This is a genomic window from Hymenobacter aranciens, assembly GCF_030580865.1.
Lineage (GTDB): Bacteria > Bacteroidota > Bacteroidia > Cytophagales > Hymenobacteraceae > Hymenobacter > Hymenobacter aranciens.
The window spans coordinates 216,719-241,870 of the sequence record NZ_JAUQSY010000009.1 but is presented as its reverse complement, the minus strand read 5'-3'; the positions used below and the strand labels follow the sequence as shown (position 1 = coordinate 241,870).

Below are 25,152 nucleotides of genomic sequence, written 5' to 3'. Positions count from 1 at the left end.
CAAAAGCCCGATTCCTTTCAGGAAGTCGGGCTTTTTTTTCGCCCTGTTGCTATGTTCAAACTGCCCCACAACCCCGCCACCGCCTACTCGGCCCAGGACCAGTTGGTCTGGAAAATTCTGTTCGACCGCCAGACGGCGCTGCTGCACCGGCGGGCCGCCCCGGTGTTCAGCGAGGGGCTGGCCCGGCTGGGGCTCCGGCGCGACGCAATACCGGAAATCCGGGCGCTGAGCGAACAGGTGCAGGTTCTGAGCGGCTGGCAGTTGGTGCCATTCGGGCAGCAGGTCGATTTGACGACCTTCTTCGGGCTGCTGGCCGAACGCAAGTTTCCGGTAGTGACGCGCTTGCGCCTCATGCGCGACTTCGACTTCACTTCCGCTCCCGATTTGTTCCACGACCTGTTCGGGCATGTCCCCATGCTGCTCGATGCGGCCTTTGCCAACTTCCTGCACGAGTTGGGGCAGGCCGCCCAGGTGCTGCCCGCCGCCGACACCGTTACGCGCCGCCAGCTGTGGGCGCTGTATTTCTTCACGGCCGAGTTTGGCCTGGTGCGGCACGATAACAAGCTGCGCCTCTACGGCGCGGGCCTGCTGTCGTCGGCCGGTGAAATTCACCACTGCATGGATGAGGAAACGCCGCGCTCGGACTTCGACCTGAGCACGGTCCTCAGCACGCCCGTACTCGACACGCGCTTTCAAAACCAATACTTTGTGCTGCCCGACTGGGAGCAGCTGGCCAGCTACGCCGCCGAACTGACCGGCCTGCTGGCCACCGACTGGCGGCAGGCTGCCTAGAGTGATTCTGAGCTGGAAAACAAGCAGAAAGGGGCTGCCGGAAGTTTTTCCGGCAGCCCCTTTCTGCTTATTAATTGTCAACTCAACTTTTGAGCTTGAAGCGCCCGCGCAGATAAGCCAGTGATTTGGCGTGCGCCTGGGCGGCAAACTCCTTGTTAAACTTAGGGTTGGACGGGTTGGCAAAGGCGTGGTCGGCGGCGTAGCTGTATACGGTGAGCTTTTTGCCGGCGGCGGCCATGTCTTTTTTAAACTGGGCCACTACTGCGGGGCTGATGTGCTTGTCCTGGTCGGCAAAGATGCCCAGCACGTCGGTGCGAAGGGTTTTGAGGCGGGCCACGTCTTTTTCGGGCATGCCGTAATACATAACGCAGCCAGTGGTTTGCTTACTGCCGAGCAGGGCGGCTTGCAGGCTCCAGCCGCCGCCGAAGCACCAGCCGATGGTGGCTAGCTGCGCTTTGGGGCCGGCGTAGGCGATGGCGCCTTTGATGATGGCCTGGGCGCGCTCGGTTTTTACGGCCTGCATGAGCTGGCTGGCTTCGTCGGCGGTGGTGGCCACTTTGCCGTCGTAGAGGTCGAGGGCCAGCACGTTTACGCCGGGCATTTCGGCGGCGTAGGTGGCGGCTTCTTTCTTGATGTAATCGTTGAGGCCCCACCACTCCTGGAATACCAGCAGGTATTTAGTGGACGGCGTGGCGCTTTTGATTTCGAAGCCGCGGCCGCTGCTGCCGTCGGGCGTTTTGAATTCGATTTCCTGGCCCGCGCCCTGGTATTCGTAGGGCAGCGGCGCATCGTGGCCACTCACAAATTCGGGGTTAGTAGCCAGCATGGCAAATACTTCGGTAGCAGCGGGGCGGCTGCAGCAGCTGGCTACGTGTTGGGCCTGGGCCGATGAGAAACCGGCCAGTAGCAGGCCAAGAAGGAAGAGCTTTTTCATTTGAAATGTTGGAGAATAAGGGAGAGTTTAATGAGCATTTGCTTGGGCAAGCTGTTGCAGAACAGGTATTGAAGCCGCCGCCCGCGACCGCAGCGCCGGCGAAGCATAAGGTAGCTGCGGCTCCAGTACCATCAGCACTTCGGTAGCCAGGTCGGGGTGCAAGCGGGCCAGGTTAGTGAGCACCGTCAGCAGAGAGGCTTTTACGGCAACCGCTTCGGAAGCGCTGCCCAGCAACTCCAGGCTGCGGTCGAATGTTTCGGCCTGTAAGTCATTCGGCACGGGCACGAACTGTAGCGCTCGCGCAATGCCCCGGCGCACGGCTACGTGATGGCCGGTAGGGCCTAACAATAGCAATAGCCGAGGCAGATGCGGCAGTAGCCGCTTCGGCTGCTGCTCGGCGCACCAGCCCAGTATTTCAGCGGCCAGCTGGCTCACCCGGCCGGGCGGCCCCGTCACGAGGTCAACCAGTTCGACCAGATGGCTGGTTCGGGCATTTGCGTAACGCACGAGGCGCTGAGTCTGGCGGGCGGAGTGCTCGCGCAGCAGTTCGGCAGCTAAATCCATGCCCCAAGAACGGGAAAAACGACAGCTTTTCAGGCAGCGGTTTGCACTTCGGCCCCCAACTCCGTGAGCAGGGCAAACAGCCCGACGTAGGTGCGGTTGAGGTAAATGAAGTGCTCGGAGCCGCGCGGCTCGCGCTGGCGACGCAGCTCGGGGTCTTGCATGAGGTTGTCGCCCAGTTGATAGAGCTCCTGCATGTAAGCCGGGTCGCCGAAGTTGAAGTGCGGCTGGCGGAAAGGGCGGCCCACCAGCTCCAGCGAGTGGCGCATGGTGCGCAGGTACAGCGCTCGCAGGGCGGGTGGGTCGTCGGGGCGCAGTACGCCGGCCTGGGTGAGTAGCTCACTCAGGCGGGTTTCGTCGGCATAGGTTTCAGGCGCCAGCAGGGCCGTGAACAACGTGTACACCTCAGCCGGCACCGTTTTCACGCAGCCGAAATCGAGCACGCCCACGGTGCCGCCCTGCGTGGCTTGCAGCAGGAAATTGCCGGGGTGCGGGTCGGCATGCACCTGGTGTAAGGTGTTGAGCTGAAATTGGTAAAAATCCCACAGCGCCTGCCCCAGCTGATTACGCACCGCCTGCGAGGGCTGGGTAGCCAGGAACTCCTTGAGATGCTGGCCCGACAGCCAGTCCATAGTCAGGATGCGGGCACCCGACATGTCGGGGTAGTAGCGCGGAAACTCCAGATGCGGCAGGTGGGCGCAAGCGGCCGCAATTTCCTGGCCCCGGCGCAGCTCCAGCGCGTAGTCGGTTTCTTCGAGCAGGCGGGTTTCGACTTCGGCCAGATAGGGGCGCACTTGCGCCTCATTAAAACCTAATACCCGCAGAGCCACCGGTTTCACCAGCCGGATATCGGACTGAATGCTGGCCGCCACGCCGGGATATTGCACCTTCACCGCCAGAGCTTTACCATCCTTGCGGGCGCGATGCACCTGCCCGATGCTCGCCGCCTGCCGGGCCGTGGGCTCAAACTCATCAAACACCTCAAACGGCGACTTACCGAAAGCATCCCGGAACGCTTTCACCACCAGCGGCCCCGACAGCGGCGGCGTCTGGTACTGCGCTTGGGCAAACTGCTCGGCGTAGGCCGTGGGCAGCAGGTTTTTCTCCATCGCCAGCATCTGGGCCACTTTCAGCACCGAACCCTTCATCTCGCTCAGGGTGCCGTAGAGCTCGGCGGCGTTGGCGGCGTGCAGCGCTTCGGTCGAGGTTTCGGCACCTACGGCTTTTTTGGCATAGTGCTTTATGTAGTTGGTGCCCACGTTGAAGCCAGTTTTGGCGAAGCGGGCGGCGCGGGCTACCTTGCTGGTAGGCAGCGACTCCTGGGGTTGGTCGGCCATGAGACTACTTGCCTACCAGAAATCGCACGAAATCAACGGCCGAATCCAGCGTATTGCGGCCCACCAGGTCGAAGCTCAGCGTCACGGCTTTTTCCACGGCGGCGTCGGTGCGCTCGAAGTTCACGGTGTCGTCTTTGGCAAAAAAGCCCAGCACGAACAGTGCCTGCTGCCAGAACAGGCGCGGGTAGCTGTCCTGCACCAGCGCTCGGCTGGCTATTTCGCCGCTGCTACGACCATCGTGCAGCAAGCCAGCCACAAACTCCTCAAACTCCTGCCGGAAATCATCGAGTACCCGGGGCGTAAAGCTCGGCACTTTCGACAGCGAGCGGCGCAGGCTTTGCAGGGCGTAGCTGCGGTTTTGCTTCAGAATTTCGAGCAGCGTGTAGTAGAACGCCAGCAGCTTTTCGCGGCTGCCGTAGTCGGCCCACACGGGCTCGGTGGCGGCCGTCTGCCGCGCCTGGCGGCCAAAATCAGCCCACAACTTCCGGTCGATGGCCTCGAAATTGGCATAGTGGCGGTAGAATTCGGCCTCAGGCAGTTCCAGCTGCTGCATCAGCTTATACACGGAGGCGGGGGGCTGGCCTTCGTTGCGCACGAAGTCGAGGTAGGCTTGTTTGATGCGGTCCTTTTCCATGTGATAATAACCGGTTTGATAGGGGTAGGGTTCGGCTGCGGCCGGTTATTTCAGTCGGCCCAGGCCACCATCCACGGCGATTACCTGCCCGGTGGTAAACGAACTGTGGCTGGACAGCAGGAAGGCGGCGGTATAAGCCAAATCCTCGGGCTGGCCGATGCGCTGCAGCGGGTGCCGCCGGGCGCCGGCCTCCGCCTTTTCAGGCGAATTGAGCAGGGCCGCCGCCAAGGGCGTATTGGTGAGCGACGGCGCAATGCAGTTGACGCGTACGCCGCTGGCCGCGTACTCGGCCGCCAGCGCCCGCGTGAGGCCTTCCACCGCCGCCTTGGCCGTGGCAATGCTGGTGTGGAAGCTCATCCCCGTGTCGGCCGCTACCGTGCTGAATAAGACGACCGAAGCGCCGCCCTCCGCCTTTTTCAGCCGCTTCATCACGGCTTGCAGCACTCGCACGGCCCCCAGTACATTCAGGTCGAAATCAGCCTGAAAATCCTCGGCCGGAATGCGCTCGAAGGGGCGCAGCTTGATGCTGCCGGGGCAGTACACCACGCCGTGCAGCACCTCGGGTAACTGGTCGAAGGCCGCGCCTACGGGCTGCGTGGCATCGTAGGGCAGATAATTGGTTTGCAGGGCTTCCAGCTCAGGGGAGAGATGCCGGGAAGCCGTGAATAAAGTGGCCCCGAGCCCATGCAGCAGCGTGGCCGTGGCCAGGCCGATACCCGATGAAGCCCCGATTAGCAGAATGTTTTTGCCGGTAAATTGCATTGCCTGTGAGTTGAAAGCAGCGTGAGGTTGTGCAGCCCTAACGTATAAGGCAGCGCGGTTGGCTGAAACGTACGGGAATAGGTACGCAATTATCAAACTCCCATCCGGCTGACGCTTTATATTGCGCAGCGCAGCAGCCAAAAGCCCAAAAGCTGCGTATTCGGGGCTGTGCCGGGGCATTTCCTGCTGTCGATTTATGAAAATAACCAAACTCCTTGTCGCCAACCGGGGCGAAATTGCCATTCGCGTATTGCGCGCGGCCACCGAAATGGCCATCCCCACGGTGGCCGTGTACACCTACGAAGACCGTTACTCGCTGCACCGCTACAAGGCCGATGAGGCCTACCAGATTGGCCGCGACGACGAGCCCCTCAAGCCCTACCTCGACATCGAAGGCCTGCTGCGCGTGGCTAAAGAAAACCGGGTCAACGCTATCCACCCCGGCTACGGCTTCCTGAGTGAAAACGCCCAGCTGGCCCGCCGCTGCCGCGAGGAAGGCCTCATCTTCGTCGGCCCCCGGCCCGAGGTGATGGAAGCCCTCGGCGACAAAGTGCGGGCCAAGCAGGTGGCCCGCGAGCAGCAGGTCCCCCAGATTGAAAGCAGCGAGGCCGACCTCGTTGATTTTGAAACGGCCAAAACCGAAGCCAACCGTATCGGCTACCCCGTGATGCTAAAGGCAGCTTCGGGTGGCGGCGGCCGCGGCATGCGCATTATCCGCGACGATGAGCAACTGGAGAAAGGCTTTTTCGAGGCCCGCAACGAGGCGCTGAATGCTTTCGGCGACGACACTGTGTTCCTGGAAAAATTCGTGGAGCGCCCCAAACACATTGAGGTGCAGCTGGTGGGCGACCAGCACGGCAACCTTGTACACCTCTACGAGCGCGACTGCTCGGTGCAGCGCCGCTTCCAGAAAGTGGTGGAAGTGGCGCCGTCCGTGGGCTTGGCCGATGAGTTGCGCGAGCAGCTTTACGACTATGCCTTGCGCATCGGCCGGGCCGTGGGCTACGACAACGTGGGCACGGTGGAATTTCTGGTAAACCCCGAGCACAACCGGATTTACTTCATCGAAGTCAACCCGCGCATCCAGGTCGAACACACCGTCACCGAGATGATTACGGGTGTGGACTTGATTAAGACCCAGCTCTACATCGCCGCTGGCTACAAGCTCGGCGACCCCGAAATCGGCCTCGGCGCCGATGTAACGCCGCTGAAAGTGGGCTTCGCCATGCAGTGCCGCATCACCACCGAAGACCCCGCCAACGACTTTAAGCCGGACTACGGCACCGTGGTGGCCTATCGCTCGGCCGGCGGCTTCGGCATCCGGCTCGACCAGGGCTCGGTGTACCAGGGCGCAATCGTGTCGCCGTTTTTCGATTCGCTGTTGGTGAAAGTATCGGCCCAGGCGCCCACGCTCACCGCAGCGGCCCAGAAAATGCGCCGGGCCCTAGCTGAATTCCGCATCCGCGGCGTCAAAACCAACATTCCCTTCCTCGACAACATCGTGGCCAATCCCGAATTCCGGGCCGGCCACGCCACTGTCGATTTCATCAAGGACCATCCCGAACTCTTTGAGTTCAAGCTGCGTCAGGACCGCGCCACGCGCCTGCTGGCCTACGTCGGCGATGTGGTGGTGAACGGCAACCCCGACGTCAAGGACCACCTTGACCCGCGCCGCCAGCCCCGCCGCCCGCACCTGCCGGCCTTCGACGCTACCGCTACGCCCGCCCCCGGCACCAAACAAAAGCTGCAGGAGCTGGGCCCCGAAGGCTTTGCCCAATGGCTGCGCGACGAGCCGCTTATTCACTACACCGACACTACCCTGCGCGACGCCCACCAAAGCCTGCTGGCCACCCGCATGCGCAGCTGGGACATGCTGAAAGTGGCCGGCGCCTACGCCCAGCAGCACCCGCAAACCTTCTCCCTCGAAGTGTGGGGCGGTGCCACCTTCGACGTAGCCCTGCGCTTTCTGCATGAAGACCCCTGGGAGCGGCTGGCCAAGCTGCGCGCTGCCGTGCCCAACATTCTGTTGCAGATGCTTATCCGCGGCGCCAACGGCGTGGGCTACAAAGCTTATCCCGACAACCTCATTGAAAAATTCGTGGAGCAGGCTGGCGAAACCGGCATTGACGTGTTCCGCATTTTCGACTCGCTGAACTGGCTCAAGGGCATGGAGTCCTGCATCGGTTTTGTGCGCAACAAAACCCAGAGCCTGGCCGAAGCCTGCATCTGCTACACCGGCGACATCATGGACCCGAAACGCAGTAAGTATAGCCTCGACTACTACCTCCGGCTGGCCAAGCAGCTCGAAGATGCCGGCGCCCACATTCTCTGCATCAAGGATATGGCCGGGCTGCTCAAACCCTACGCCGCCGGCGAACTCATTGCCGGCCTGCGCGACGCGGTGAAACTGCCCATTCACCTGCACACCCACGACACTTCTTCGCTGCAGGCTGCCACTTATATGAAGGCCGTAGAAGCCGGCGCCAACGTCATCGACGTGGCCATCGGGTCGCTGTCGGGTCTCACCTCACAGCCCAACTTCAACTCGGTGGTGGAAATGCTGCGCCACACCCCGCGCCACCACGAGTTCGACCAGCACTCGCTCAACGAGTTCAGTAATTACTGGGAAGCCGTGCGCGAAATGTATTATCCCTTCGAGTCGGGCCTGCTGGCGGGCACTTCGGAGGTTTTTCAGCACGAAATTCCCGGCGGGCAGTACTCCAACCTGCGCCCGCAGGCGGCCTCGCTGGGCTTGCTCGATAAGTTTGAGGAAGTCAAGCAACGCTTTGCCGACGTCAACCAATTATTTGGTGACATCGTGAAGGTGACACCCAGCAGCAAAGTGGTGGGCGACATGGCCTTGTTCATGGTGTCGAACAGCCTCACACCGCAGGACGTGCTGGACAAGGGCGAAACCCTGAGCTTCCCCGAGTCGGTGCGCGAGCTGTTTCGCGGCGACATCGGCCAGCCCGAGGGCGGCTGGCCCGCCGAGCTGCAAAAGCTGATTCTCAAAAACGAGGAGCCCTTCACCACCCGGCCCGGTGAGCATTTGCCACCCATTGATTTCGAGCAGGACTGGCCTGCGTTCCAGGAGAAATTCCCCGGCGGCAAGTTCACTGATTTGCTTTCGTATCTGCTTTACCCCAAGGTATTCGAGGACTACTGGAAATTCCGCCAGCAGTTCGGCGAAGTCAGCCAGATTCCCACCAAAGTATTCTTTTACGGCCTCGAAGAAGGGGAGGAGACGCTCATCGAAATTGCCCGCGGCAAGTCGGTCATCGTGCGGCTGCAGTCCGTCGGCCATGTCAATGAAGAGGGCTGCCGCACCGTCTTTTTCACCCTCAACGGCCAAACCCGCAATCTTGACGTGCGCGACAACTCCGTGGCCGTCACCAAAACCAGCAACGCCAAGGCCGATAAGGCCAACTCCCAGCACGTAGCCGCGCCGCTGCAAGGCATGCTCAGCAAAGTGCTGGTGCAGCCCGGCCAGCAGGTCACGAAAAACACCCCGCTGTTCGTCATCGAGGCCATGAAGATGGAAACCACCATCACCGCCCCGCAAGACTTGACGATTGACGCTGTGAGCCTAACGGAAGGTACCCGCGTGCAAGCAGACGACTTGGTGCTGACCACTAAGTAGCACAGCAGGAAGCTAAAAAACGGAGGATTAAAAATCAGCGCCGAATAACCTGGTGCTGATTTCTAACCCTCCGTTTTTTAGCCTCTATTTTGACCTGCGTTTGCTACTGCAGGTACACCGCCTCCAGCCGCGTCAGAAGCCCGTTGCTGGCATCGTAGAGCCGCAGCGTGTCGCCGCTGATGCGGTAGTGGCGCGTTTGCTCCAGTGCTTTGGTGAATGCGGTTTCGGTGGCCAGGGCGGGGCAGGCCATGCGGGTAGTCAGCAGCGCCCCAAAGCGTAAGCCATCGCCGCCTTCGGCCGTGGCCTCGCCGCGAAAGCGGTTGCAGCCGGCATTGCCCTCGGCCGAGCCTTCGGGGCGTAGCAGCAGGTAGGGCTCTTGGGTATTGTCAGGAATTGAAACCGGCTGGCTGCCAATCTCACGCGGCACCCAGCGGGTGTTGCGGAGCGGCGCAGCGGGCCAGGCGGGCACAGTGGAGGCTTCTTGAGTGGGCTTGGTCTGGCAGGCCGTTGCGGCCAGGGCCAGCAGCAGGAAATAGCGCATGAGCAGGAGTGAGGAGAAAAAGAAAAATGGCCCGTAGCGCAAGCTACGGGCCATTTTATACGAGCCGCAGGGCTCAAAGACTATTCGCGCACCAGTTTCAGCAGGGTGTGCTGCTTGCCTTGGTTCACTTTCAGGAAGTAAGCGCCGGTAGCCAGCTTGGCAGCTTCGGCCAGTTTCACTTCGTTGAGGCCTACCAGGAGTTGGGTTTTGACGCCCATCAGCAGGCGGCCGGTGGCATCGTACACGGCCAGCTCGGCGGGGCCGGCTTCGGCGGTGCGAATTTGCACCGTGGTGCCGTTTTGGGCCATCGGGTTGGGGAAGGCAAAGGCCGTGAAGCCGGCCACTTCCACGCGCAGGACGCGCACCGGCGAGAACGACTCTTTGCCGTCCTTATCCACCTGCTTCAGGCGGTAGTACACCTGGTCGACGTGGTAGCTGAGCAGCTTGGGGTCGGTGGTGGTATAATCGGTTGGCATTGCTTTCGTGCCTTGGCCGGCCACTACGGCAAACTTCGTGAAGCTGCGACCGTCGGTGCTCACTTCCACATCGAAGTGGTCGTTGTTTTTTTCCGAAGCCGTGCGCCAGTTCAGCAGGGCGCCGTCGCCTTCGCGCACGGCCGTGAAGCTGAGCAGCTCCACCGGTAGCGGGGCCGCTTCGTTGCTCACCGTGAAACGCGACAGCGAGTTGGCTGCGCCCGAGATGCTGCGGCTGTTGGCGTTTACGTAGGGCCCCACGGCAATCCAGGAGCTAGCCCCCGAGCTTTGCCAGATGCGCGCCTGCGTAAAGCTGGCTAGGCCGTTGTCGTTGTCCGACAGCCAGCTGAAGGCCACCGTGGCGGGTGAGCCACCGGCCGGCTGCGTTGCCGGCGCAATGGTCCAAATCTGGTCGATGCCTTTTTTGTTGTTGTCGGTCGGGTTTACGCCGTAGCTCACGTTGGCCGTGTTCAGGCCGGCGGTGCGGGTTACTACCACGTTGCCCAGGTTGTTGTTCGGGGTGATGCTGGCGCCGTTGGCAAAGCTGACCGGCGAGGCACCGCTCACCGAGTTGCGGGTCACCTCCAGGTTGCCGGCTACGTAGCGGCCGCTTTGCTCGCCCGTGACGGTGGCGCCATTGGGCAGGGCTACTTTGGTGGCGGCGGTGGTGCGTACCATGCCATTGGTAAGGGTCAGCTGGTTGTTTACCGTCACGTTGGTGGTCACGTTTACCGCCGTTGGCGTGGCCGAGTTGTTCACCGTAAGGTTATACAACTGGCCGTTGTTGGTGCTCAGGGTCTGGGCGGCGGTGCCGGTGAGCTGCAGCGTGCCGGTGCCGGGCGTGATGGTGGCCGTGTTGGTCACGTTGCCTTTCACTTCCCAGGTGCCGGCGGCGCCCAGGTTCATGTTGGCCGAGTTCTGATTTACGACGTTGCCGCCCACCTGAATGGTACTGCCATTCGTGGTGATGTTGCCGCTGTTGTCGTTGGTCAGGTTGCCCGGAATGTAGATGGAAGCTCCGCCGGTCAGCGTGATAGCGGCGCCGTTATTGTAAAAGTCCTGGGCCTGGACTTTGTAGCCGCCCAGCAGCAGGCCCAGCAGGGCCATCGCAGAGGAAAGGTGTTTCATAACTGGAGTCGAAAAAATGACGGGCGAAGCAGGTTAAATGAAGAATCGTACAAAAGTACGGCGGGCAAACGGGGGATGGTATAGCATAAACATGTCATATTCGACGGCCCCGGCCACGCGACATAACACAAACATACAAAAAAGCAAAGTCTGAGTGGCGTAAAAAGTACGCCAACGGCAGAAAAAGAAGGGCCAACGACCAAAAAACGGCTACCGGAAACCTTCTGACAGCATTGCCAGCTCCAAAAATAATGTGCGAAAAAGAGCGGCCATGCACAAAGGCACGGCCGCTCTTCAACACTCAGGACACGAAAATAAGCGGGCGGCAACAGGGAGCGATTTAGTGATTCCCCGGCGGGCTACTGCTTGCTAGTATTGCCCCGCAGCCACTACTTGCCTATTTTGAATACCAGCCCGGCTCCCACGGTGCTGCTGCCGGCGGCGGGGCCGCCGAGCACGCGGCCGGCATTCACGTCGAGGCGCACGGCGGGCACGGGGCGGAAGTACAGGCCGGCGGTAGTACCAGTGGTGAGGTCGGTGCGGCCCGCGCCGTAGGCCTCCACGAAGAAGCCGGTTTTCTGGCCGATAGCGCCGTTGAGGGCCAGGGAACCGAGGTACTGGCCCTTCTTAATGTCAGCAGTAGTGAGGCCGCGCTGGCCGAAGCCGAAGTTGCCTTCGAGCCCGAACCGCTCGCCAAGCTGCTGGCTGAGCAGCAGGCGGGCGCTGGGGGTGAAAGTGCCAGCCCGCAGGGCCGGGCTGCCGGTGCCCGGTACCTCCGTTTCGGCCAGAATAGCGGCCTGGAAACGGGTGTCGTAATTGGATGAAATCATGAACTTGGCGCCCACGATGGCCGGGGCCCAGCCGCCGACTTGCTGGAGCGCCCCTTCGGCGGTCGTGACCGTACGGCGGCTGAAGTAAGGTTGCGACACGCGCAGCTCCATACTGTTGAAAAAGCCAATTCGGAGCAGCGCGCCGCTGCTGCTGATGCCCGCGCCGCTGGCGGGCGAGAGGCGTTGCGTGCCCAGCTCCAGCTGCAGGCGGCCGGGGCGCAGCACCTGCGCCGTAATGGTCTGCCCGGGGCGGTCAGCGCGGATACTGCGCACGAACGGAGCCTCAACGTTGGGATTGTTTTCTTCCGGCGTGTTCTGAGCCAGGGTGGTGCCGGTGCTGCCAACGAAGGCGGCGAGGGCAATCAGAGTGGTCATTCGCATGACTAACCAGACGCCAGCTGGTGCGGAATAGTTCAATTTTGGGAGTGCTGGGATAATAGGGCTGGCCCTATGGATGCACGGGGGCGGGAGTCAGTAGTTTAGCGCCCGACTTGCGAGGTTAATTGTGAAGATGGCGCCGGCCTGGGGTTAAAATTAATAGGATTATCGCTGGAATTAATCCGAAGGAACGGGTTTGGCCTACGTGCTTCGCTGGTGGGGCTAGTAGCTTTGTCGTCTTCACCTCAAGATTAGCTTTATGCAAACCCTGCTCATTGCCTTCGGCCTGCTGGCGATGCTGGCCGGCCCGGCGCTGGCCCAGGCGCCGGAGGTGCCGCTCTATCCCGGCCCGGTCCCTAATTCCAAGCCCAATAAGGTGGTGGAAACCCGATTGCCGCAGCCGGGTGGCCGGGTGCACCTGTCGCAGGTGACGAAGCCCACGCTCACCATCTACCAAGCGCCAAAGGCTACGGCTACCGGCACGGCTGTCGTCATCTGCCCTGGCGGGGGCTACGGCATTCTGGCGATGGACCACGAGGGGCACGACGTGGCCCGGCGCTTCAACGAGATGGGCGTGACGGCCTTCGTGCTGAAGTACCGCCTGCCCAACCCCGCCGCCCAGCCCGACCCCAGCACCGCCCCGCTGCGCGATGCCCAGCAGGCCCTGCGCCTGGTGCGCCAGCGCGCCGCCGAGTGGGGTGTGAACCCCGAGCGTATCGGCATCATGGGCTTCTCGGCCGGGGGGCACCTGGCGGCCACGGCGGGCACCTTGTTTGCCCAGCCGGTGGGGGAGCAGCCGGGGGCCGAGTCGGTGCGGCCGGCGTTTCTGATGCTCATTTACCCGGTTATCAGCTTTGCAGATAGCATTACGCACACCGGCTCGCGCCAGAACCTGCTGGGCGACCAGCGCACGGCGGCGCAGGAAATCCGCTACTCGGCCGACCGCCAGGTGAGCCGCCAGACGCCGCCCACCTTCCTCGTGCATACCCAGGACGACGACCTCGTGCCGGTACAAAACAGTCTGGCCTTTTACCAGGCCTGCCTCCAGCACAAGGTGCCCGCCGAGATGCACCTTTACCCGAAAGGCGGCCACGGTTTCGGGATGAATAACCCCAGCACGAAAGACCTCTGGATGGACCGCCTGCAAAACTGGCTGGCCGTCAACGGCTGGCTCACGAAATAGCCCAGGCCCTACGCGCAAACAAGCCCCACCGGCACTGTGCCGACGGGGCTTGTTACTACGCTAAACTACCAACTCAATAACTCACTTTCCGAAAGCCCCAGGCCCGCAGCTCGGCGGCGTAGATGTCCGGGAAATTGGCGCGCAGGGCATACACTACCGCCTGCAGCACCCGGCGCAACTCCTTCTTCGCTTCGTCTTTTTTACTCACCGATTTCGTCACCGTGCCGGCCAGGCCGTCGGCGTTTTCGAGCAGGGTTTTGTATTCGTCGTAGCGGGTTTGCCAGAAATCGGTGCCGTAGGGGCGGTTTTTGAAGGCCGCCTTTTTCACGGCCGGCAGCAGCAGGTCGCGCAGGGCATCGCGGCGCTCGTCGCGGTCAATGTCGAGCCCCAGGCCGCCGCCTTTGCGCGGCACCAGCCCGAAGCCGGGCAGGCGGGCATCGGTTTTGGCTTTGTTGTAGCCGTTTTCTTCCTCCACATACTTCTTCAAAAACCGCAGGCCCTCGTCCATCTCATCGTCCAGCTCCTGCAGGCGCTGGCTTTGCGGGGTGCGCGAGGTAGCGGCGCTGCGCTTGTCGGTGATGCTTTGCGCCAGCGTAGTGTAGAGGGCGGCAAATTCGGCCTGCGTTTTCCAGCGCAGGGTAAACCACGTTTCCAGCCCCCAGGTCTCCATCACGAGGCGGGCCACTTCGAGCAGGGCGCCGTCGTTTTTGGGAATTAGCAGCTTTGGATTGATGGGTTTTTCGTCGCTGCCATCGGTGGCAGCCGGGGTGGAATTAGGCTGGTCGGCCATGTGATAAAGGGTTAAGGGTGAAGATGCCATCTACCACTTGGGAGCGGCAGCGCCAAGTTGCACAAAAAATAGCAAATAGCCAAATTCCCCCGTACTGCAACCGCCCAATACAGCACTCCCCGCATTAGACTCTAATGTGGCCTCGGCACGAGGTGACACGAGCACATTAGGGTCTAATGTGTACCCGGCATGAGGTGACACGAGCACATTAGAGCCTAATGTGCTCCCGGCGCGAGGTGACACGAGCACATTAGACTCTAAGGTGGCCCCGGCGCGAGGTGACACGAGCACCTTAGACTTTTATGGCTCGGCGCCACCGGTCATCATCCGCACCCTACCAGTGCTGGCGCCAAGTTAGCGGTTGCTCCTAAAAAAGCGAACCCTCGACGCTGTGGCGACATCGAGGGGGTTCAGAAGCAGGGTTTGTTGTAAAATCTTACTTCAATTCAATAAAACAGGAGCACGCGAATAATTAGACTACAGGTGGAATCGGATAAGTATCCCAAATATACCTTAGACATTCTTCCACATCAGCTAAAAATAAAGGTGCGGGGAATTCTGGAGGATGCATGAGAAGCAGCACACTCCTAAGCCCATCACTGACTCCACAGAATAAGGGATTATTCTCTCGGTTTTTAGATTCATTATGAAGCATTAAAAGCTCATTGCCAAATACGTTAAATGCTTCCCAGTCCTGGCAGTTGAAGATTATATACGTAAGCTCGCTAGCCCGTCCATTGTGGTACAGTTCCATGATTTCTGCCATGTCTACCAACTCGTAATAGCCGCTGATTGCAACAACTGCTGTATTGCCGGCAATAGTAATGTTTACACTCATTACGCAGGGATTATTTATAAAATAAACTGCTTATCACACCTCCACCACCTCATCCGAGCCGAAATAATAAATAATTCCGCGCACCTCGGCATACCCTAATTGCTCAAACAGCGTGGCATAATTGCGTAGTTGGCGGCGGTGCTGCTCCTGCGGCGGGGGCAATTTAAAATCTAATAGCGTCACGCGGCCGCCCATGCGGTGGTGTTCTTCGAGGGAGGGTTCGAGCACGATGCGGTCAGGCTTGTAGGTGCGCAGGCGCACGCCACCCACCAGGATTTCGCGCTCCGTTTCCACGCTCAGGTGCTCGGCAAAGTAGGGCGCCAGGCGCGGGTCGGTAGCCACCGCCGTGAGGGCGTCAATCAGCTCCACCCGCTCGCGCTGCCCGATGATGCCCTCGGCCACCAGCTGCCCGGCCACCCGGCTGGCATCGGCCGCCGTGAGCAGGCGGCGCAGGCCGTAGTGCAGCTTGCGGTTCCACTCGTTCAGGCGCTTCTGCTCGTCAAAATCGAAGAGCGTGGTGGCGTGGCGGCGCAGCTTGAGCCGGTCGTCCCAGGGCGCGGCCTGCAGGTTGGTGAGTTGATAGGTGTTGGGGGTTAGGTGTTGGGTATTGAGTGTTTGAGTGGCTGGGCTGCCTTGCGAGATGACGAACGAAACCTGTTCCTCCTGCCACTGGCCTTGGGCCTGGAGGTAGCCCATAAGGAGGTCGGCCACGTTGCGGGCGGCGGGTTGGGGGGGGGCAGGGTTTTCGGTTTTGGGTGTTGGGTATTGGGTGTTGGGTATTTGGTTTTCGGTGTTGGGTTTTGGAGTAGAATTATTTTCCAAAGCCCCAACACCCAATACCGAAGACCTAACACCTAACACCGCCGCCCCGACTTTTTCCATTGGTGACTTGCTAATCACATACAGCCGGTGCCGGGGCCGCGTAAACGCCACGTACAGCGTGTTCAAGCCTTCCAGGAAAGTCTTCTCCCGCTCCTCGTCATACTGCGCGGCCAGGGGCGTCTGCTGCATGGCCTTGCTGAGGCTCACCACCGCCACCTCCGGCATTTGTGGGAAGGGTTTTTCCTCGGCCGCCAGGTGCCCCCAGAGCAGCGTGCCCCGGTAGGGCTCCAGGCTCCAGTCGGCAAAGGGCACGATAACCACCCCGTAGGCCAGGCCCTTGGCCTTGTGTACCGTGGTAATGGTAATGGCCTCGCGCCCGCCCGGCGCATTGATGCTGATGCGGCCCTTGCGCTCGTCCCAGAAAGTGAGAAAATTGCCCAGGTTATTCCCGAATTTCAGGCTGTACTCCAGCGTCAAATCGAGGAAGCGAAACAGGTATTCGCTCTCCCCGTTGCGCCCCAGCAGCCCAAACAGCGTGAGCAGCCGCTCGGCTAGCTCGTAGAGGCCCAGGTTGCCGGTGTCTTCCTCCTGCACGTCGTAGCCCAGCGCCCGCAGCTCGTCGAAAAACGGCCCCGCGAGCTTGTCATTGGCCAGCTCCGCAATGTGCCGGGCCCGGGCCGGCGTCGGCGATAAATGACGCACCACCTTATCCAGCAGCAGCAGTGCCTCGGCCCGGGCCAGCGTGTCGGCCGGCTGGTGCAGCACCCGGAAAATGCTGACCACCAGATTCACCACCTCCGCAAATTCCAGCGCCAGCGAGTCGGCCGAAATAATTTCGTAGCCCCGCTCTTTCAGGAATTTGGCCAGCGTTTTACTGGCGCCGCGCGTGCGGCAGAGAATGGCAATGTCGGCCAGTTTATAGCCGTCGTGCAGCGCCTGCTCAATTAATTGCAGCGCCAGGTAGCAGGTGCTTTCGTCGTAGGTCAGTAGCGCCTCAGGCAGGTGCCCGGGCAGCGGCTCGCTGGTGTAAGTGCCCGCCGCCGCGTCGTAGCGCAACGCCGGCGCATCCTTCTGGGTAAATAACACCTCGACGTGCCCCTGCTGTGCCGTAGATTGCTCCGCCGGTACCTCCTGCCCGAAATGCGCGTCGTAAATCCCCCGCACCAGTTCCAGCTCGGCGTGCCGCTCGCTGAGCTGCGTGAAAAAAGCGTTGTTGAAATTAATTATTTCCCGCGCCGAGCGGTAATTAATTTGCAACGCCTTCGGCTCCAGCGCATGCTCCAGTGCCTCGTAGCGCCCACGCAATAATTCCCGCATTTCCGGTTCCCGCGTGCGCTGCACCAGCGCCTCGGTATTGCGCTGGTGCAGCCGCAGAATCTGCTCCATCTCGCCCCCCCGCCAACGGTAGATGGCCTGCTTGGCATCGCCCACCGCTAGGCTGGAGTGGCCGTTGGCAATGGTATTTTCCACCAACGGCAGCAAATTGTTCCACTGCAGCACCGAGGTGTCCTGAAACTCGTCAATCAGCAAGTGCTGGAATTTCTCCCCCAGCCGCTCATAAATAAACGGAACCGGCTCAGTCAGCACAATGCTGGCAATGCGCCGGTTAAATTCCGAAATCAGCACCACGTTCCGCTCACGACTGATTTGCTCTACAACCTTATTTAATTCGCTCAGCAGCGAGGCGTGAAATAAATACGGCTGCATGGCGCTGAGCAGAATATAATCAGCCCCATAAGTGGCGCGCAGTTTATCCAGCGTTTCCACGAGGTCGCGTAGCGGCGCGGCCACCGCATCTACCCGCGCCTTGTCGGCGGGCGTTTTTATTTTGCCGCCGTACCATTTATCCTCGTCCAGCGTTTTGCGCACGTAGCTGTTCGGCCCCGCGTCGGGCTGCAATAAAGCCACCCCCTTCTGCACGTAATTCCCGATGCCACTCTTACCGTAATACAAGTCATCAACGCTCACGCCCGCGTCTTCCAGAATGCTTGTCCCCAGCTCCTTCGCCTGCACAAAAGCCGTCTCAATCTCCGCCCGTCGCGCCCGGATTTCCTTGTCCAGCCGCCGGAAATCGGCCAGCGACAATAGTCCCAATTGCGTCACCGCTTCCTGCACCGTCTCATTAAACAAGGCACGCCCGAAACCCGCCAGCTCCTCCGGCAGCCGGCTCCAGCTTTTGCCCTCGTCGGCCTGCCCCAGCGCATACTCCGCCAGCGTTTGCGACAGCAGCACGCTGTTCGGGTCGCGGTTCACCTTGTCGAGCAGCGCCGCCACGGCCGTTTGCAGCACGCTATCCGTATCCAGCTCCACCTCAAACGTGGCCGGCAGCCCCAATTCCCGCGTGAACGCCGTCACAATCCGCTGCACAAACGAGTCAATCGTACTCACCGCAAAATCAGCATAGTGATACAGCAGCAGCCGGAACGTGGCCGCCGCTCGCCGCCGCACTTCCCCGGCGCTCAGGCCCAACTCTACGGCTACTTCGTTGAGCAGCGCATCCGGTTTAGCGTTTTCTTCAGAGTAGGCAAAGCGCCGCAATGAATCAACGATGCGATGCTTCATTTCCCCCGCCGCATCGTTGGTAAACGTGATGGCCAGGATGCGCTTGAAATATGCTGGGTCGTCGGAGCCGAGGGCCAGAAGGAGGTATTCCTTTGTCAGCTGGTAGGTTTTGCCCGAGCCGGCGGAGGATGAGTAGATGCGGAAGGAAGGAGGCATAAGAAATTAGAGCCGGCGAATACGAATTTTCTGAACTCCGACGGTGGTGAAAGCACCGAATAAATCGGGCTGCCGAGTACGTAGTAGTTCCAGCAGGGTAGCAATTAATAAATCGGTATCACGAAAATCATAGCGTAGAAAAACAACGCTAATATCGCGAATGCCGTGCGCGAATACCCACTCGCCAAAATCCTTGTCTTCGGTCAGAATTAATTGCGGCGGGTTGCGTGAGCGTATAATTACTGCATCATCACTTATTCCCCGGGCTGTTTCGTAAATGGAATTAACCGCATAGCCTGCCGAGCGTAGTGCTTCAATCAGGCTCTGGCCAATATTCTCATCGGCTAGAATCATGCAGCTAGCTTTATTATCTCCTCATCCGCCAACAATGCCGTAGCGTATGCCAGGGCTGCCTGCACATCTTCGGTCGCTAGCTGCGGATACATCAGTAGCAAATCAGCAGTCGTAGCACCTTGCGACAACTTGCGCAGCAGTAATTCTACCGTAATACGGGTGCCACGGATGACAGGCTTACCTAGCATCACTTCGTGGCTAGCAGTAATACGCTCGGGAAAAGCAGGCATGAGTAATGGAGAAAATGACGTGAACTCAGGGAAATTTACAGCTTTTTCCGCAGCTACCCCAGCACCTCCGCCTCCACCCGCACCGGCCGCCCACTCCTGGGGTCGAGCAGCACCCAGGTGGTTTCGGCCTCGCACAGTAGCACCCCATCGGCAGCGCGGGTGAGGTGGGTGTGGCGCATCGAAGTGGCCCCGTGGGTGTCGCCCACCCAAGTGGTAGCCCGCAGCAATTCGCCCGCGTAAGCCGAGTGCCGGTACTTAATATGGTGCTCCCGCACCACCCAGACGTACTTTTCGCACTCATCCGGCGGGCACACGTTGGCCCAGTGCGCGCCGGCCACATCCTGCACCCAGCGCAGGTATTCCACGTTGTTGGCGTGGCCCAGCGCATCGATGGCGGCTTCAGGCACCGTGAATTCGTGGCTGTAGGAAAAAGCAGGGTCAGCGGGTGCAGGCATGGCAGTAGGAGAGGAGGAAAGCAAAGGGCGGCAGCCGAAAAAAAAGACGTTTGACTTTGTCGTTTGGAAATTATGCCTATCTTTGACGCAACCTAGGGAAGCAAGCCGCGGTGGCCCATAAGCTTAGGGAAATTCCACAACCAACCATCATGGCTACCGGAAAGGTAAAATTCTTTAATGAAACCAAAGGTTTTGGCTTCATCAAAAACGACGAAACTGGCGAAGACATTTTCGTTCACATCAGCGATTTGCAAGTGAGCTCCGTTCGTGAAAACGACCGCGTGCAATACGAAGTAGCACAGGGCAAAAAAGGCCCGAATGCTGTAAAAGTGACGCTGATTTAGTATCTGCCTTGCTTTCAAGACAAAGGCCTGCCGGTTTCGGCGGGCTTTTTTTGTGCCGTTTGGGGAAATAAAAAGAAGGTCATCCTGAGCATTCCGCGCATCAAGCGGAATGCTCAGGATGACGTTCTTTAATAGGTCGCTTTGCTTTTGCAATATAATTTCCGTACCTTTGCACCCGCGTTTGAGAATGGCCACGTAGTCACCCTTAGAAAAAGGAAGTACTAACACGTTGGCCGCGTAGTTTGTCCGGTAGTTGCCCGGTTGTTTTTTCCCGCCTGTTTGTCGAAGGTAGAAGGTGGGGAAACGTCGCTGATTCGGCTGTTTTCAGAGCGTAGTCTCTTTCCCCATTCCTATTCCACATTCATGGAAGCTGAAAAAATTGTGGTTCGTTTCGACGAGCTGAACCTCTCCGAGGAAGTACAACGCGCCATCACCGAGATGGGCTACGAAGAAGCCTCGGCCATTCAGGCCGCCGCTATTCCGGCTCTGCTCGCTGGCAAAGACGTTATTGGTCAGGCCCAAACGGGTACCGGTAAAACCGCTGCCTTCTCCATTCCCGCCATCGAAGGCGTGGACGGTGACAGCCGCGACGTACAGGTACTGGTGCTCTGCCCCACCCGCGAGCTGGCGGTGCAGGTATCCGGTGAAATCCAGAAACTGGGCAAATACAAGCGTGGTCTGGCCGTAGTGCCGATTTACGGCGGCAGCAGCTACGACCGGCAGTTTCGCGCCCTGGAGCGCGGCGTACAAATCGTTATCGGCACCCCCGGCCGGGTGATGGACCATATCGAGCGCGGCACGCTGAAGCTCGATAAAACCACCAAAATCATCCTCGACGAAGCCGACGAAATGCTCGACATGGGCTTCCGTGAGGACATCGAGTACGTGCTCAGCAAGATGCCCGAAGACCGCCAGACGGTGTTCTTCTCGGCCACGATGAGCAAGCCCATCATGGAGCTCACCAAGCGCTTCCAGCGCGACCCGCAAGTGGTGAAGGTGAACCACCAGGCCATGACGGTGAACAACATCGAGCAGAGCTACTTCGAGGTGCGCGGTCCGCAGAAAAAGGACGTGCTCACTCGCGTGCTCGACATGTACAACCTGAAATCGACCTTCGTTTTCGCCAACACCAAGCGGATGGTGGACGAAATTGTAGCCGACCTGCAAGCCAAAGGCTACTTCGCCGAAGGCCTGCACGGCGACATGGGCCAGCAGCAGCGCCAGAACACGCTCGATAAGTTCCGCAAAGGCACGCTGGAAGTGCTGGTAGCTACCGACGTAGCCGCCCGTGGTATCGACGTAGACAACGTGGAAGCCGTGTTCAACTACGACCTGCCGGCCGACGAGGAATATTACGTGCACCGCATCGGCCGCACGGGCCGCGCCGGCAAGAGTGGCCGCGCCTTCACCTTCGTGAGCGGCCGCGACATTTATAAGCTGCGCGACATCATGCGCTTCACCAAGGCCCAGATTAAGCTGGAGCAGGTGCCGTCGTTTGCCGATGTATCGGAAGTGAAAACCACGCTGTTCCTGAATCAAATCAAGGAAATTGTGGAGAAGGGCAACCTGGAGAAATACGTAGGCCGCGTGCAGCGCCTGCTCGACCAGGGCGACGAAATCACCTCACTCGACATCGCCGCAGCTTTGCTGAAAATGACGATGAAAGAGGAGAAAAGCGCCCAGCAGAGCCTCGACGCCAGCAAAGCGGCCGGCACGGCCCGCGCTGGTTTCACCCGCTTGTTCGTGACCATGGGCAAGAAGGACCGGGTGCATCCCCGCGACATCGTGGACCTGATTTCGGAATCGACCAACCTGCAAGGCGCCAAAGTGGGCGACATCGCGCTCTACGACAAGTTTAGCTTCGTAGAAGTGCCTTCGGAATTTGCCGAAGAAATTGTAGCTCAGCTAGGTCGTACTAGCATCCAGGGCCGGCCGGTAAGCTTCAGCATCGCCACGCCGGTACAGGAAGGCGAGGCCAAAGCCGAAGGTTTCAACCGCGGTGGCGGTGGCCCGGGCGGCTTCGGCGGCGACCGGGGCGGCGAGCGTCGCTCGTTCGGCGGTGACCGTCGCGAAGGTGGCTACGGCGGCGGCTACAAAGGTGGCCGCGAGGGCGGTGGCGGCTTCAACCGTGGCGGTGGCAGCAGCTACGGCGGCGGCTACAAAGGCAACCGCGACGGTGGCAGCAGCTACGGCAACAAACCCAGCTATGGTGGCGGCAACCGCGAAGGCGGCTATGGCGGCGGCAAACCCAGCTATGGCAGCAAGCCTAGCTACGGTAGCAAGCCCTACGGCAACAAAGGCGGCTACGGCGGCGCCCGTGACAACGATGCTCCCCGTCCGGCTCGCGAGAACTTCGACGAATAGGACCGCAGATTTAACGGATTTTAACGGATGGAACGGATTTTTTGTGGGTCTGCTCGTTGAGTCTCTGCTGTGAAAACTAACCTGCTATTTTATTTTTGTGAATGCTAGTTAAAAACAAAAAGGCCACCAAATAGGGTGGCCTTTTTGTTTAATGTTAACTTCGATTAATGGGTGGAACCACAAAAAATCCGTTCCATCCGTTAAAATCCGTTGAATCTGCGGTCCTTAGTTGGACGAGTCGCGCAGGGCTTTGATTTGGTCGTGGGCTTGCTGCACGCCTTGGTACTGCTTTTCGATGACCGATTTTACACCGCTGGGCAGGTCCTGAGCTGCGAGGGCCGTTTGGTAAGCCTTCTTGGCGTAGTCTTCGCCGCGCTCGCACTCGGCGAGGATGCTGTGGCGGTCGTGGCCCGTCACGGCCGATTTCAGGTCAATCCAGGCGCGGTGTACGGCACCAGTGATAGAACCTTTGGCGCCTTCGTTGGTATCGACTTTGAGGTCGAGTTTGAACATCTGGTCTTCCAGTTCGTTGAGGTAGCTCGAACGCTGGGCGGCCAGGTCTTTGAAAGTGCTTTTCAAGTCGGCGTCTTTTACGTCGACCATGGCTTCGGCATAGCCTTTTTGACCATCTTTGAGGGTTTCTACCAGCTCGTTGAGCAGGGCTTGGGTGGCTTTGGCTTCCATTGTGGAAAGAGGAATGTAGGTGTGAAAAGGAAATCCAATGTGGATTGTCCTTTTACTGCCTGCCGCTGCCGGGGGTTGCACTTTTCAGATGAAGACTTGGTGATTATAAGTTGCTGGCGGTGGCCATGGCCCGGCCTGCCAGGAAGCCGGTCGTCCAGGCTGCCTGAAAGTTGAAGCCGCCGGTGATGCCGTCAATGTCAAGGACTTCGCCAGCGAAATGCAGGCCGGGCACCAGTCGGCTTTGCATGGTTTTGAAATCAACTTCAGCCAGCGAAATGCCGCCGCAGGTCACGAATTCTTCCTTGTAAGTGGTTTTGCCGCGCACAGCTAGTGGGGTGCGGAGCAGGAATTCCAACAGGCGGTTCTGGAGCTTGGCGGGCAAGTCGCTCCAGCGCATTTCGGCCGGAATGCCCGCCTGCTCGGTGAGGGTGCGCCAGAGGCGCTGAGGCAGGCCAAATTGCTGGTTGACAGCGATGACTTTCTTGCCGTTATCCTGTCGGAACTGCTGGAGCCAACCCCGCAATGTTTCTTCCGTGTGCGTAGGTACCCAACTGACCAGCGCGGTACCTGTATAATTGAGCTCGCTCAGGCGGCGGGCCCCCCAGGCTGAGAGCTTGAGCACGGCTGGGCCACTCACGCCCCAATGCGTAACCAGCAGAGGGCCTTCGTATTGGAGCTTTTCGCCGGCCAGCACGACGCGGGCATGGGGCACGCTCACGCCGGGCAGCTCGCGTAAGGGCGAGTCGGGGACGTTGAATGTGAAAAGCGAAGGAACGGGCTCGGCGATGTGATGACCGAGGCGACGCAGCCAGTCGTAGCCCGTGCTTTTGGGGTTGCCGCCCGTAGCTATCAGGAGGCGTGATGCTTGTAAATTAGTGCCTAAGTTACTGGCCCCATTGCCACTTAATTGCATGCGGAAGCCGCCTTCAGTCAGCGGTTCAATAGCATCAGCCTGCACGTTTTGATAAATGCGGACGCCAGCCTTACGGGCGGCATCTTCCAGCGCCTGGGCAATGGTTTCGCTGGAATTGGTGCTGGGGAACATACGGCCGTCGGCTTCGGTTTTGAGCGTTACGCCGCGCCGGGCAAACCAGGCAATGGTGTCGGCTACGCCGAATTGCTGAAAGCCTGACTTGAGCTGTTTATTGCTTCTTGGGTAGTGGGTTACGAGCTGGGCGGCGGTGTCGCAGGCGTGCGTCACATTGCAGCGGCCGCCGCCCGAGATGCGCACTTTGCTCAGGAGCTTGCCGGTTTTTTCCAGTAATAGAACTGGTACTTCAGGGTTGGCCTCGGCGCAGGCGATGGCGCCGAAAAAGCCCGCTGCGCCGCCGCCAAGCACGACTATCGGGGCCGAATGAAATTCAGTACTCACCCAACAAAGGTACGACAGCCAGCAGGCCCTGATTTAGCAGTACGGTAGGGCCGCCAGCACGTCGTCGTGCTGAAACTGGTAGGGTACGGTGGCGCGCACCAGGCTGCTGTCGATGGTTTTACCGGTGATGCCGGTTTCGGCGCGGAAGGTGGGCGAATCCAGCTTGAGGTACTGTGCAGCGGCGGGGTAGAATTCACGGCGCGAAGGATGGTTGGCGGCACACACGTTGAAGGTGTGCCCCCATACTTCGTGCTCGATGATGGCGGTAATAACGCCCACGACATCAGTAAGATGTACGAGGTTGACGGGCGCATTGCCCTGGGGCAAATCGCGCCGGCCGGCCAGGAAGCGGCCGGGGGCGCGGTCGGGGCCGATGAGGCCGCCCAGCCGCACTACCGTACTGCGCCACTGGCCGTAGCGCGGCACGAAGTGGCCTTCGGCCCGGAGGATGTCGGAGGCCGCGTCGCGGGTGCTGACGGCGTCGGTTTCGCGCATCACGCGGGGCTCGTCGGGATAAACGCTGGTGGAGCTGACGAACAGCACACTCCGAATACCGGCGGCGGCCACCGCCCGGTGCACGGGGCGCAGCAGCGCAGGGTAGGCACCGGCAGCAGCGGCACGGGGCGGCACGTTGAGTACCAGCACATCGGCAGTACGCAACAGCTGAGCTAGCAGGGCTTCGTCGGGGCTCGAAAAATCGGCTCCCAGTCGCAATAAATGGGCTTCAATGCGGGCGTCGCGCAGCACGGTCAACTGCTCGGGCGTGGTAGTAGTGCCCAATACCCGACTGCCCCTGGCTACCAGTTCGCGGGCCAGCGCCATACCCAACCAACCGCATCCCAGCACCAATACTACTGGTTTTTCGGGCCTGACCTGGTCGGATGAGCTACTACCGGAATGGGAAGGACTCATGATGTAAACTCAACAATGAAACACAAAAGTACTACGAAAAAGTTAACAAAGTACTAAATACTATATTTTGGCTTGG

The 25,152-nt window shown here is 60.0% G+C and carries 22 protein-coding genes; 5 read left to right on the top strand and 17 right to left on the bottom strand.

The features are described from left to right. Positions 1 to 51 precede the first annotated feature (51 nt). The gene (locus Q5H93_RS15290; RefSeq protein WP_305007464.1) at positions 52 to 792 is read left to right on the top strand and encodes a phenylalanine-4-hydroxylase; all 741 of its coding nucleotides are present in this window, start codon (positions 52 to 54) and stop codon (positions 790 to 792) included. Between the two features lie 82 nt (positions 793 to 874). Here the strand turns inward: Q5H93_RS15290 and Q5H93_RS15285 are convergent, their stop codons facing one another. From Q5H93_RS15285 to Q5H93_RS15265, 5 genes are read right to left on the bottom strand one after another with little or no spacing between them, the layout of a single operon-like run. Beyond that, positions 875 to 1,726, bottom strand: a complete 852-nt coding sequence (locus tag Q5H93_RS15285) for a dienelactone hydrolase family protein (protein WP_305007463.1) — start codon at positions 1,724 to 1,726, stop codon at positions 875 to 877. A gap of 27 nt (positions 1,727 to 1,753) precedes the next feature. Then, positions 1,754 to 2,290 carry a HEAT-like fold family protein gene (locus tag Q5H93_RS15280; RefSeq protein WP_305007462.1) on the bottom strand — a complete coding sequence of 179 codons (537 nt, stop codon included), beginning with the start codon at positions 2,288 to 2,290 and terminating at the stop codon, positions 1,754 to 1,756. Positions 2,291 to 2,319: 29 nt separating this feature from the next. Further along, positions 2,320 to 3,624, bottom strand: coding sequence for an ABC1 kinase family protein (locus Q5H93_RS15275; RefSeq protein ID WP_305007461.1), 1,305 nt, complete (start codon positions 3,622 to 3,624; stop codon positions 2,320 to 2,322). Between the two features lie 4 nt (positions 3,625 to 3,628). Next, complete coding sequence (locus Q5H93_RS15270; RefSeq protein ID WP_305007460.1) at positions 3,629 to 4,258, bottom strand: TetR/AcrR family transcriptional regulator; 630 nt, start codon at positions 4,256 to 4,258, stop codon at positions 3,629 to 3,631. A gap of 45 nt (positions 4,259 to 4,303) precedes the next feature. After that, positions 4,304 to 5,020: an SDR family NAD(P)-dependent oxidoreductase gene (locus Q5H93_RS15265; protein ID WP_305007459.1), complete on the bottom strand. Its 717-nt coding sequence runs from the start codon at positions 5,018 to 5,020 to the stop codon at positions 4,304 to 4,306. 196 nt (positions 5,021 to 5,216) lie between these two features. Between Q5H93_RS15265 and Q5H93_RS15260 the strand changes: the two genes are divergently transcribed. Continuing rightward, entirely contained in the window at positions 5,217 to 8,660 is a 3,444-nt protein-coding gene (locus Q5H93_RS15260; protein ID WP_305007458.1) for a pyruvate carboxylase, read from the top strand. A 103-nt stretch (positions 8,661 to 8,763) separates the two neighbouring features. Here the strand turns inward: Q5H93_RS15260 and Q5H93_RS15255 are convergent, their stop codons facing one another. The 3 genes from Q5H93_RS15255 to Q5H93_RS15245 all read right to left on the bottom strand — a co-directional run bounded on the left by Q5H93_RS15255 (position 8,764) and on the right by Q5H93_RS15245 (position 12,007). Further along, positions 8,764 to 9,201, bottom strand: coding sequence for an META domain-containing protein (locus Q5H93_RS15255; protein WP_305007457.1), 438 nt, complete (start codon positions 9,199 to 9,201; stop codon positions 8,764 to 8,766). An 80-nt stretch (positions 9,202 to 9,281) separates the two neighbouring features. Then, the gene (locus Q5H93_RS15250; RefSeq protein WP_305007456.1) at positions 9,282 to 10,802 is read right to left on the bottom strand and encodes a T9SS type A sorting domain-containing protein; all 1,521 of its coding nucleotides are present in this window, start codon (positions 10,800 to 10,802) and stop codon (positions 9,282 to 9,284) included. Between the two features lie 389 nt (positions 10,803 to 11,191). After that, on the bottom strand, positions 11,192 to 12,007 hold the full coding sequence (locus Q5H93_RS15245; RefSeq protein WP_305007455.1) for a transporter: 816 nt from the start codon (positions 12,005 to 12,007) through the stop codon (positions 11,192 to 11,194). A gap of 262 nt (positions 12,008 to 12,269) precedes the next feature. Here Q5H93_RS15245 and Q5H93_RS15240 point away from each other — a divergent pair, with 262 nt between their 5' ends. Beyond that, positions 12,270 to 13,193 (top strand): alpha/beta hydrolase, encoded by a 924-nt coding sequence (locus tag Q5H93_RS15240; protein ID WP_305007454.1) that lies wholly within the window; start codon positions 12,270 to 12,272, stop codon positions 13,191 to 13,193. 73 nt (positions 13,194 to 13,266) lie between these two features. On the opposite strand, the gene Q5H93_RS15235 is transcribed toward Q5H93_RS15240, so the two are convergent. The 6 genes from Q5H93_RS15235 to Q5H93_RS15210 form a co-directional block, all read right to left on the bottom strand. Further along, positions 13,267 to 13,983: a hypothetical protein gene (locus tag Q5H93_RS15235; protein ID WP_305007453.1), complete on the bottom strand. Its 717-nt coding sequence runs from the start codon at positions 13,981 to 13,983 to the stop codon at positions 13,267 to 13,269. Positions 13,984 to 14,455: 472 nt separating this feature from the next. Next, positions 14,456 to 14,821 carry a hypothetical protein gene (locus tag Q5H93_RS15230; RefSeq protein WP_305007452.1) on the bottom strand — a complete coding sequence of 122 codons (366 nt, stop codon included), beginning with the start codon at positions 14,819 to 14,821 and terminating at the stop codon, positions 14,456 to 14,458. Between the two features lie 33 nt (positions 14,822 to 14,854). Then, the gene (locus Q5H93_RS15225; RefSeq protein ID WP_305007451.1) at positions 14,855 to 18,361 is read right to left on the bottom strand and encodes a UvrD-helicase domain-containing protein; all 3,507 of its coding nucleotides are present in this window, start codon (positions 18,359 to 18,361) and stop codon (positions 14,855 to 14,857) included. Positions 18,362 to 18,367: 6 nt separating this feature from the next. Then, positions 18,368 to 18,715: a DUF5615 family PIN-like protein gene (locus tag Q5H93_RS15220; protein WP_305007450.1), complete on the bottom strand. Its 348-nt coding sequence runs from the start codon at positions 18,713 to 18,715 to the stop codon at positions 18,368 to 18,370. Further along, positions 18,712 to 18,945 carry a DUF433 domain-containing protein gene (locus tag Q5H93_RS15215; protein WP_305007449.1) on the bottom strand — a complete coding sequence of 78 codons (234 nt, stop codon included), beginning with the start codon at positions 18,943 to 18,945 and terminating at the stop codon, positions 18,712 to 18,714. Before Q5H93_RS15215 ends, Q5H93_RS15220 begins: the two co-directional genes overlap by 4 nt. A gap of 53 nt (positions 18,946 to 18,998) precedes the next feature. Beyond that, entirely contained in the window at positions 18,999 to 19,400 is a 402-nt protein-coding gene (locus tag Q5H93_RS15210) for an acyl-CoA thioesterase (protein WP_305007448.1), read from the bottom strand. Between the two features lie 149 nt (positions 19,401 to 19,549). On the opposite strand from Q5H93_RS15210, the gene Q5H93_RS15205 reads away from it, so the two are divergent. Together Q5H93_RS15205 and Q5H93_RS15200 are read left to right on the top strand one after the other, a co-directional pair. After that, complete coding sequence (locus tag Q5H93_RS15205) at positions 19,550 to 19,744, top strand: cold-shock protein (protein ID WP_305007447.1); 195 nt, start codon at positions 19,550 to 19,552, stop codon at positions 19,742 to 19,744. Between the two features lie 363 nt (positions 19,745 to 20,107). Beyond that, positions 20,108 to 22,108 (top strand): DEAD/DEAH box helicase, encoded by a 2,001-nt coding sequence (locus Q5H93_RS15200; protein WP_305007446.1) that lies wholly within the window; start codon positions 20,108 to 20,110, stop codon positions 22,106 to 22,108. Between the two features lie 225 nt (positions 22,109 to 22,333). Here the strand turns inward: Q5H93_RS15200 and Q5H93_RS15195 are convergent, their stop codons facing one another. The 3 genes from Q5H93_RS15195 to Q5H93_RS15185 form a co-directional block, all read right to left on the bottom strand. Continuing rightward, positions 22,334 to 22,792 (bottom strand): PA2169 family four-helix-bundle protein, encoded by a 459-nt coding sequence (locus tag Q5H93_RS15195; protein ID WP_305007444.1) that lies wholly within the window; start codon positions 22,790 to 22,792, stop codon positions 22,334 to 22,336. 103 nt (positions 22,793 to 22,895) lie between these two features. Next, the gene (locus Q5H93_RS15190; protein ID WP_305007442.1) at positions 22,896 to 24,164 is read right to left on the bottom strand and encodes a BaiN/RdsA family NAD(P)/FAD-dependent oxidoreductase; all 1,269 of its coding nucleotides are present in this window, start codon (positions 24,162 to 24,164) and stop codon (positions 22,896 to 22,898) included. A 33-nt stretch (positions 24,165 to 24,197) separates the two neighbouring features. Beyond that, positions 24,198 to 25,076, bottom strand: coding sequence for an NAD(P)-binding domain-containing protein (locus Q5H93_RS15185; RefSeq protein ID WP_305007441.1), 879 nt, complete (start codon positions 25,074 to 25,076; stop codon positions 24,198 to 24,200). Positions 25,077 to 25,152: the final 76 nt, after the last annotated feature.

Excerpts from the sequence above, each read along its gene's own strand:
- Q5H93_RS15275 (WP_305007461.1), bottom strand. The coding sequence starts at position 3,624 with ATGGCCGACCAACCCCAGGAGTCGCTGCCTACCAGCAAGGTAGCCCGC.
- Q5H93_RS15290 (WP_305007464.1), top strand. The coding sequence starts at position 52 with ATGTTCAAACTGCCCCACAACCCCGCCACCGCCTACTCGGCCCAGGAC.
- Q5H93_RS15220 (WP_305007450.1), bottom strand. The coding sequence starts at position 18,715 with ATGATTCTAGCCGATGAGAATATTGGCCAGAGCCTGATTGAAGCACTA.
- Q5H93_RS15240 (WP_305007454.1), top strand. The coding sequence starts at position 12,270 with ATGCAAACCCTGCTCATTGCCTTCGGCCTGCTGGCGATGCTGGCCGGC.
- Q5H93_RS15245 (WP_305007455.1), bottom strand. The coding sequence starts at position 12,007 with ATGACCACTCTGATTGCCCTCGCCGCCTTCGTTGGCAGCACCGGCACC.
- Q5H93_RS15260 (WP_305007458.1), top strand. The coding sequence starts at position 5,217 with ATGAAAATAACCAAACTCCTTGTCGCCAACCGGGGCGAAATTGCCATT.
- Q5H93_RS15215 (WP_305007449.1), bottom strand. The coding sequence starts at position 18,945 with ATGCCTGCTTTTCCCGAGCGTATTACTGCTAGCCACGAAGTGATGCTA.
- Q5H93_RS15200 (WP_305007446.1), top strand. The coding sequence starts at position 20,108 with ATGGAAGCTGAAAAAATTGTGGTTCGTTTCGACGAGCTGAACCTCTCC.
- Q5H93_RS15250 (WP_305007456.1), bottom strand. The coding sequence starts at position 10,802 with ATGAAACACCTTTCCTCTGCGATGGCCCTGCTGGGCCTGCTGCTGGGC.
- Q5H93_RS15225 (WP_305007451.1), bottom strand. The coding sequence starts at position 18,361 with ATGCCTCCTTCCTTCCGCATCTACTCATCCTCCGCCGGCTCGGGCAAA.
- Q5H93_RS15230 (WP_305007452.1), bottom strand. The coding sequence starts at position 14,821 with ATGAGTGTAAACATTACTATTGCCGGCAATACAGCAGTTGTTGCAATC.
- Q5H93_RS15285 (WP_305007463.1), bottom strand. The coding sequence starts at position 1,726 with ATGAAAAAGCTCTTCCTTCTTGGCCTGCTACTGGCCGGTTTCTCATCG.
- Q5H93_RS15205 (WP_305007447.1), top strand. The coding sequence starts at position 19,550 with ATGGCTACCGGAAAGGTAAAATTCTTTAATGAAACCAAAGGTTTTGGC.
- Q5H93_RS15195 (WP_305007444.1), bottom strand. The coding sequence starts at position 22,792 with ATGGAAGCCAAAGCCACCCAAGCCCTGCTCAACGAGCTGGTAGAAACC.
- Q5H93_RS15210 (WP_305007448.1), bottom strand. The coding sequence starts at position 19,400 with ATGCCTGCACCCGCTGACCCTGCTTTTTCCTACAGCCACGAATTCACG.
- Q5H93_RS15185 (WP_305007441.1), bottom strand. The coding sequence starts at position 25,076 with ATGAGTCCTTCCCATTCCGGTAGTAGCTCATCCGACCAGGTCAGGCCC.
- Q5H93_RS15255 (WP_305007457.1), bottom strand. The coding sequence starts at position 9,201 with ATGCGCTATTTCCTGCTGCTGGCCCTGGCCGCAACGGCCTGCCAGACC.
- Q5H93_RS15265 (WP_305007459.1), bottom strand. The coding sequence starts at position 5,020 with ATGCAATTTACCGGCAAAAACATTCTGCTAATCGGGGCTTCATCGGGT.
- Q5H93_RS15235 (WP_305007453.1), bottom strand. The coding sequence starts at position 13,983 with ATGGCCGACCAGCCTAATTCCACCCCGGCTGCCACCGATGGCAGCGAC.
- Q5H93_RS15270 (WP_305007460.1), bottom strand. The coding sequence starts at position 4,258 with ATGGAAAAGGACCGCATCAAACAAGCCTACCTCGACTTCGTGCGCAAC.
- Q5H93_RS15280 (WP_305007462.1), bottom strand. The coding sequence starts at position 2,290 with ATGGATTTAGCTGCCGAACTGCTGCGCGAGCACTCCGCCCGCCAGACT.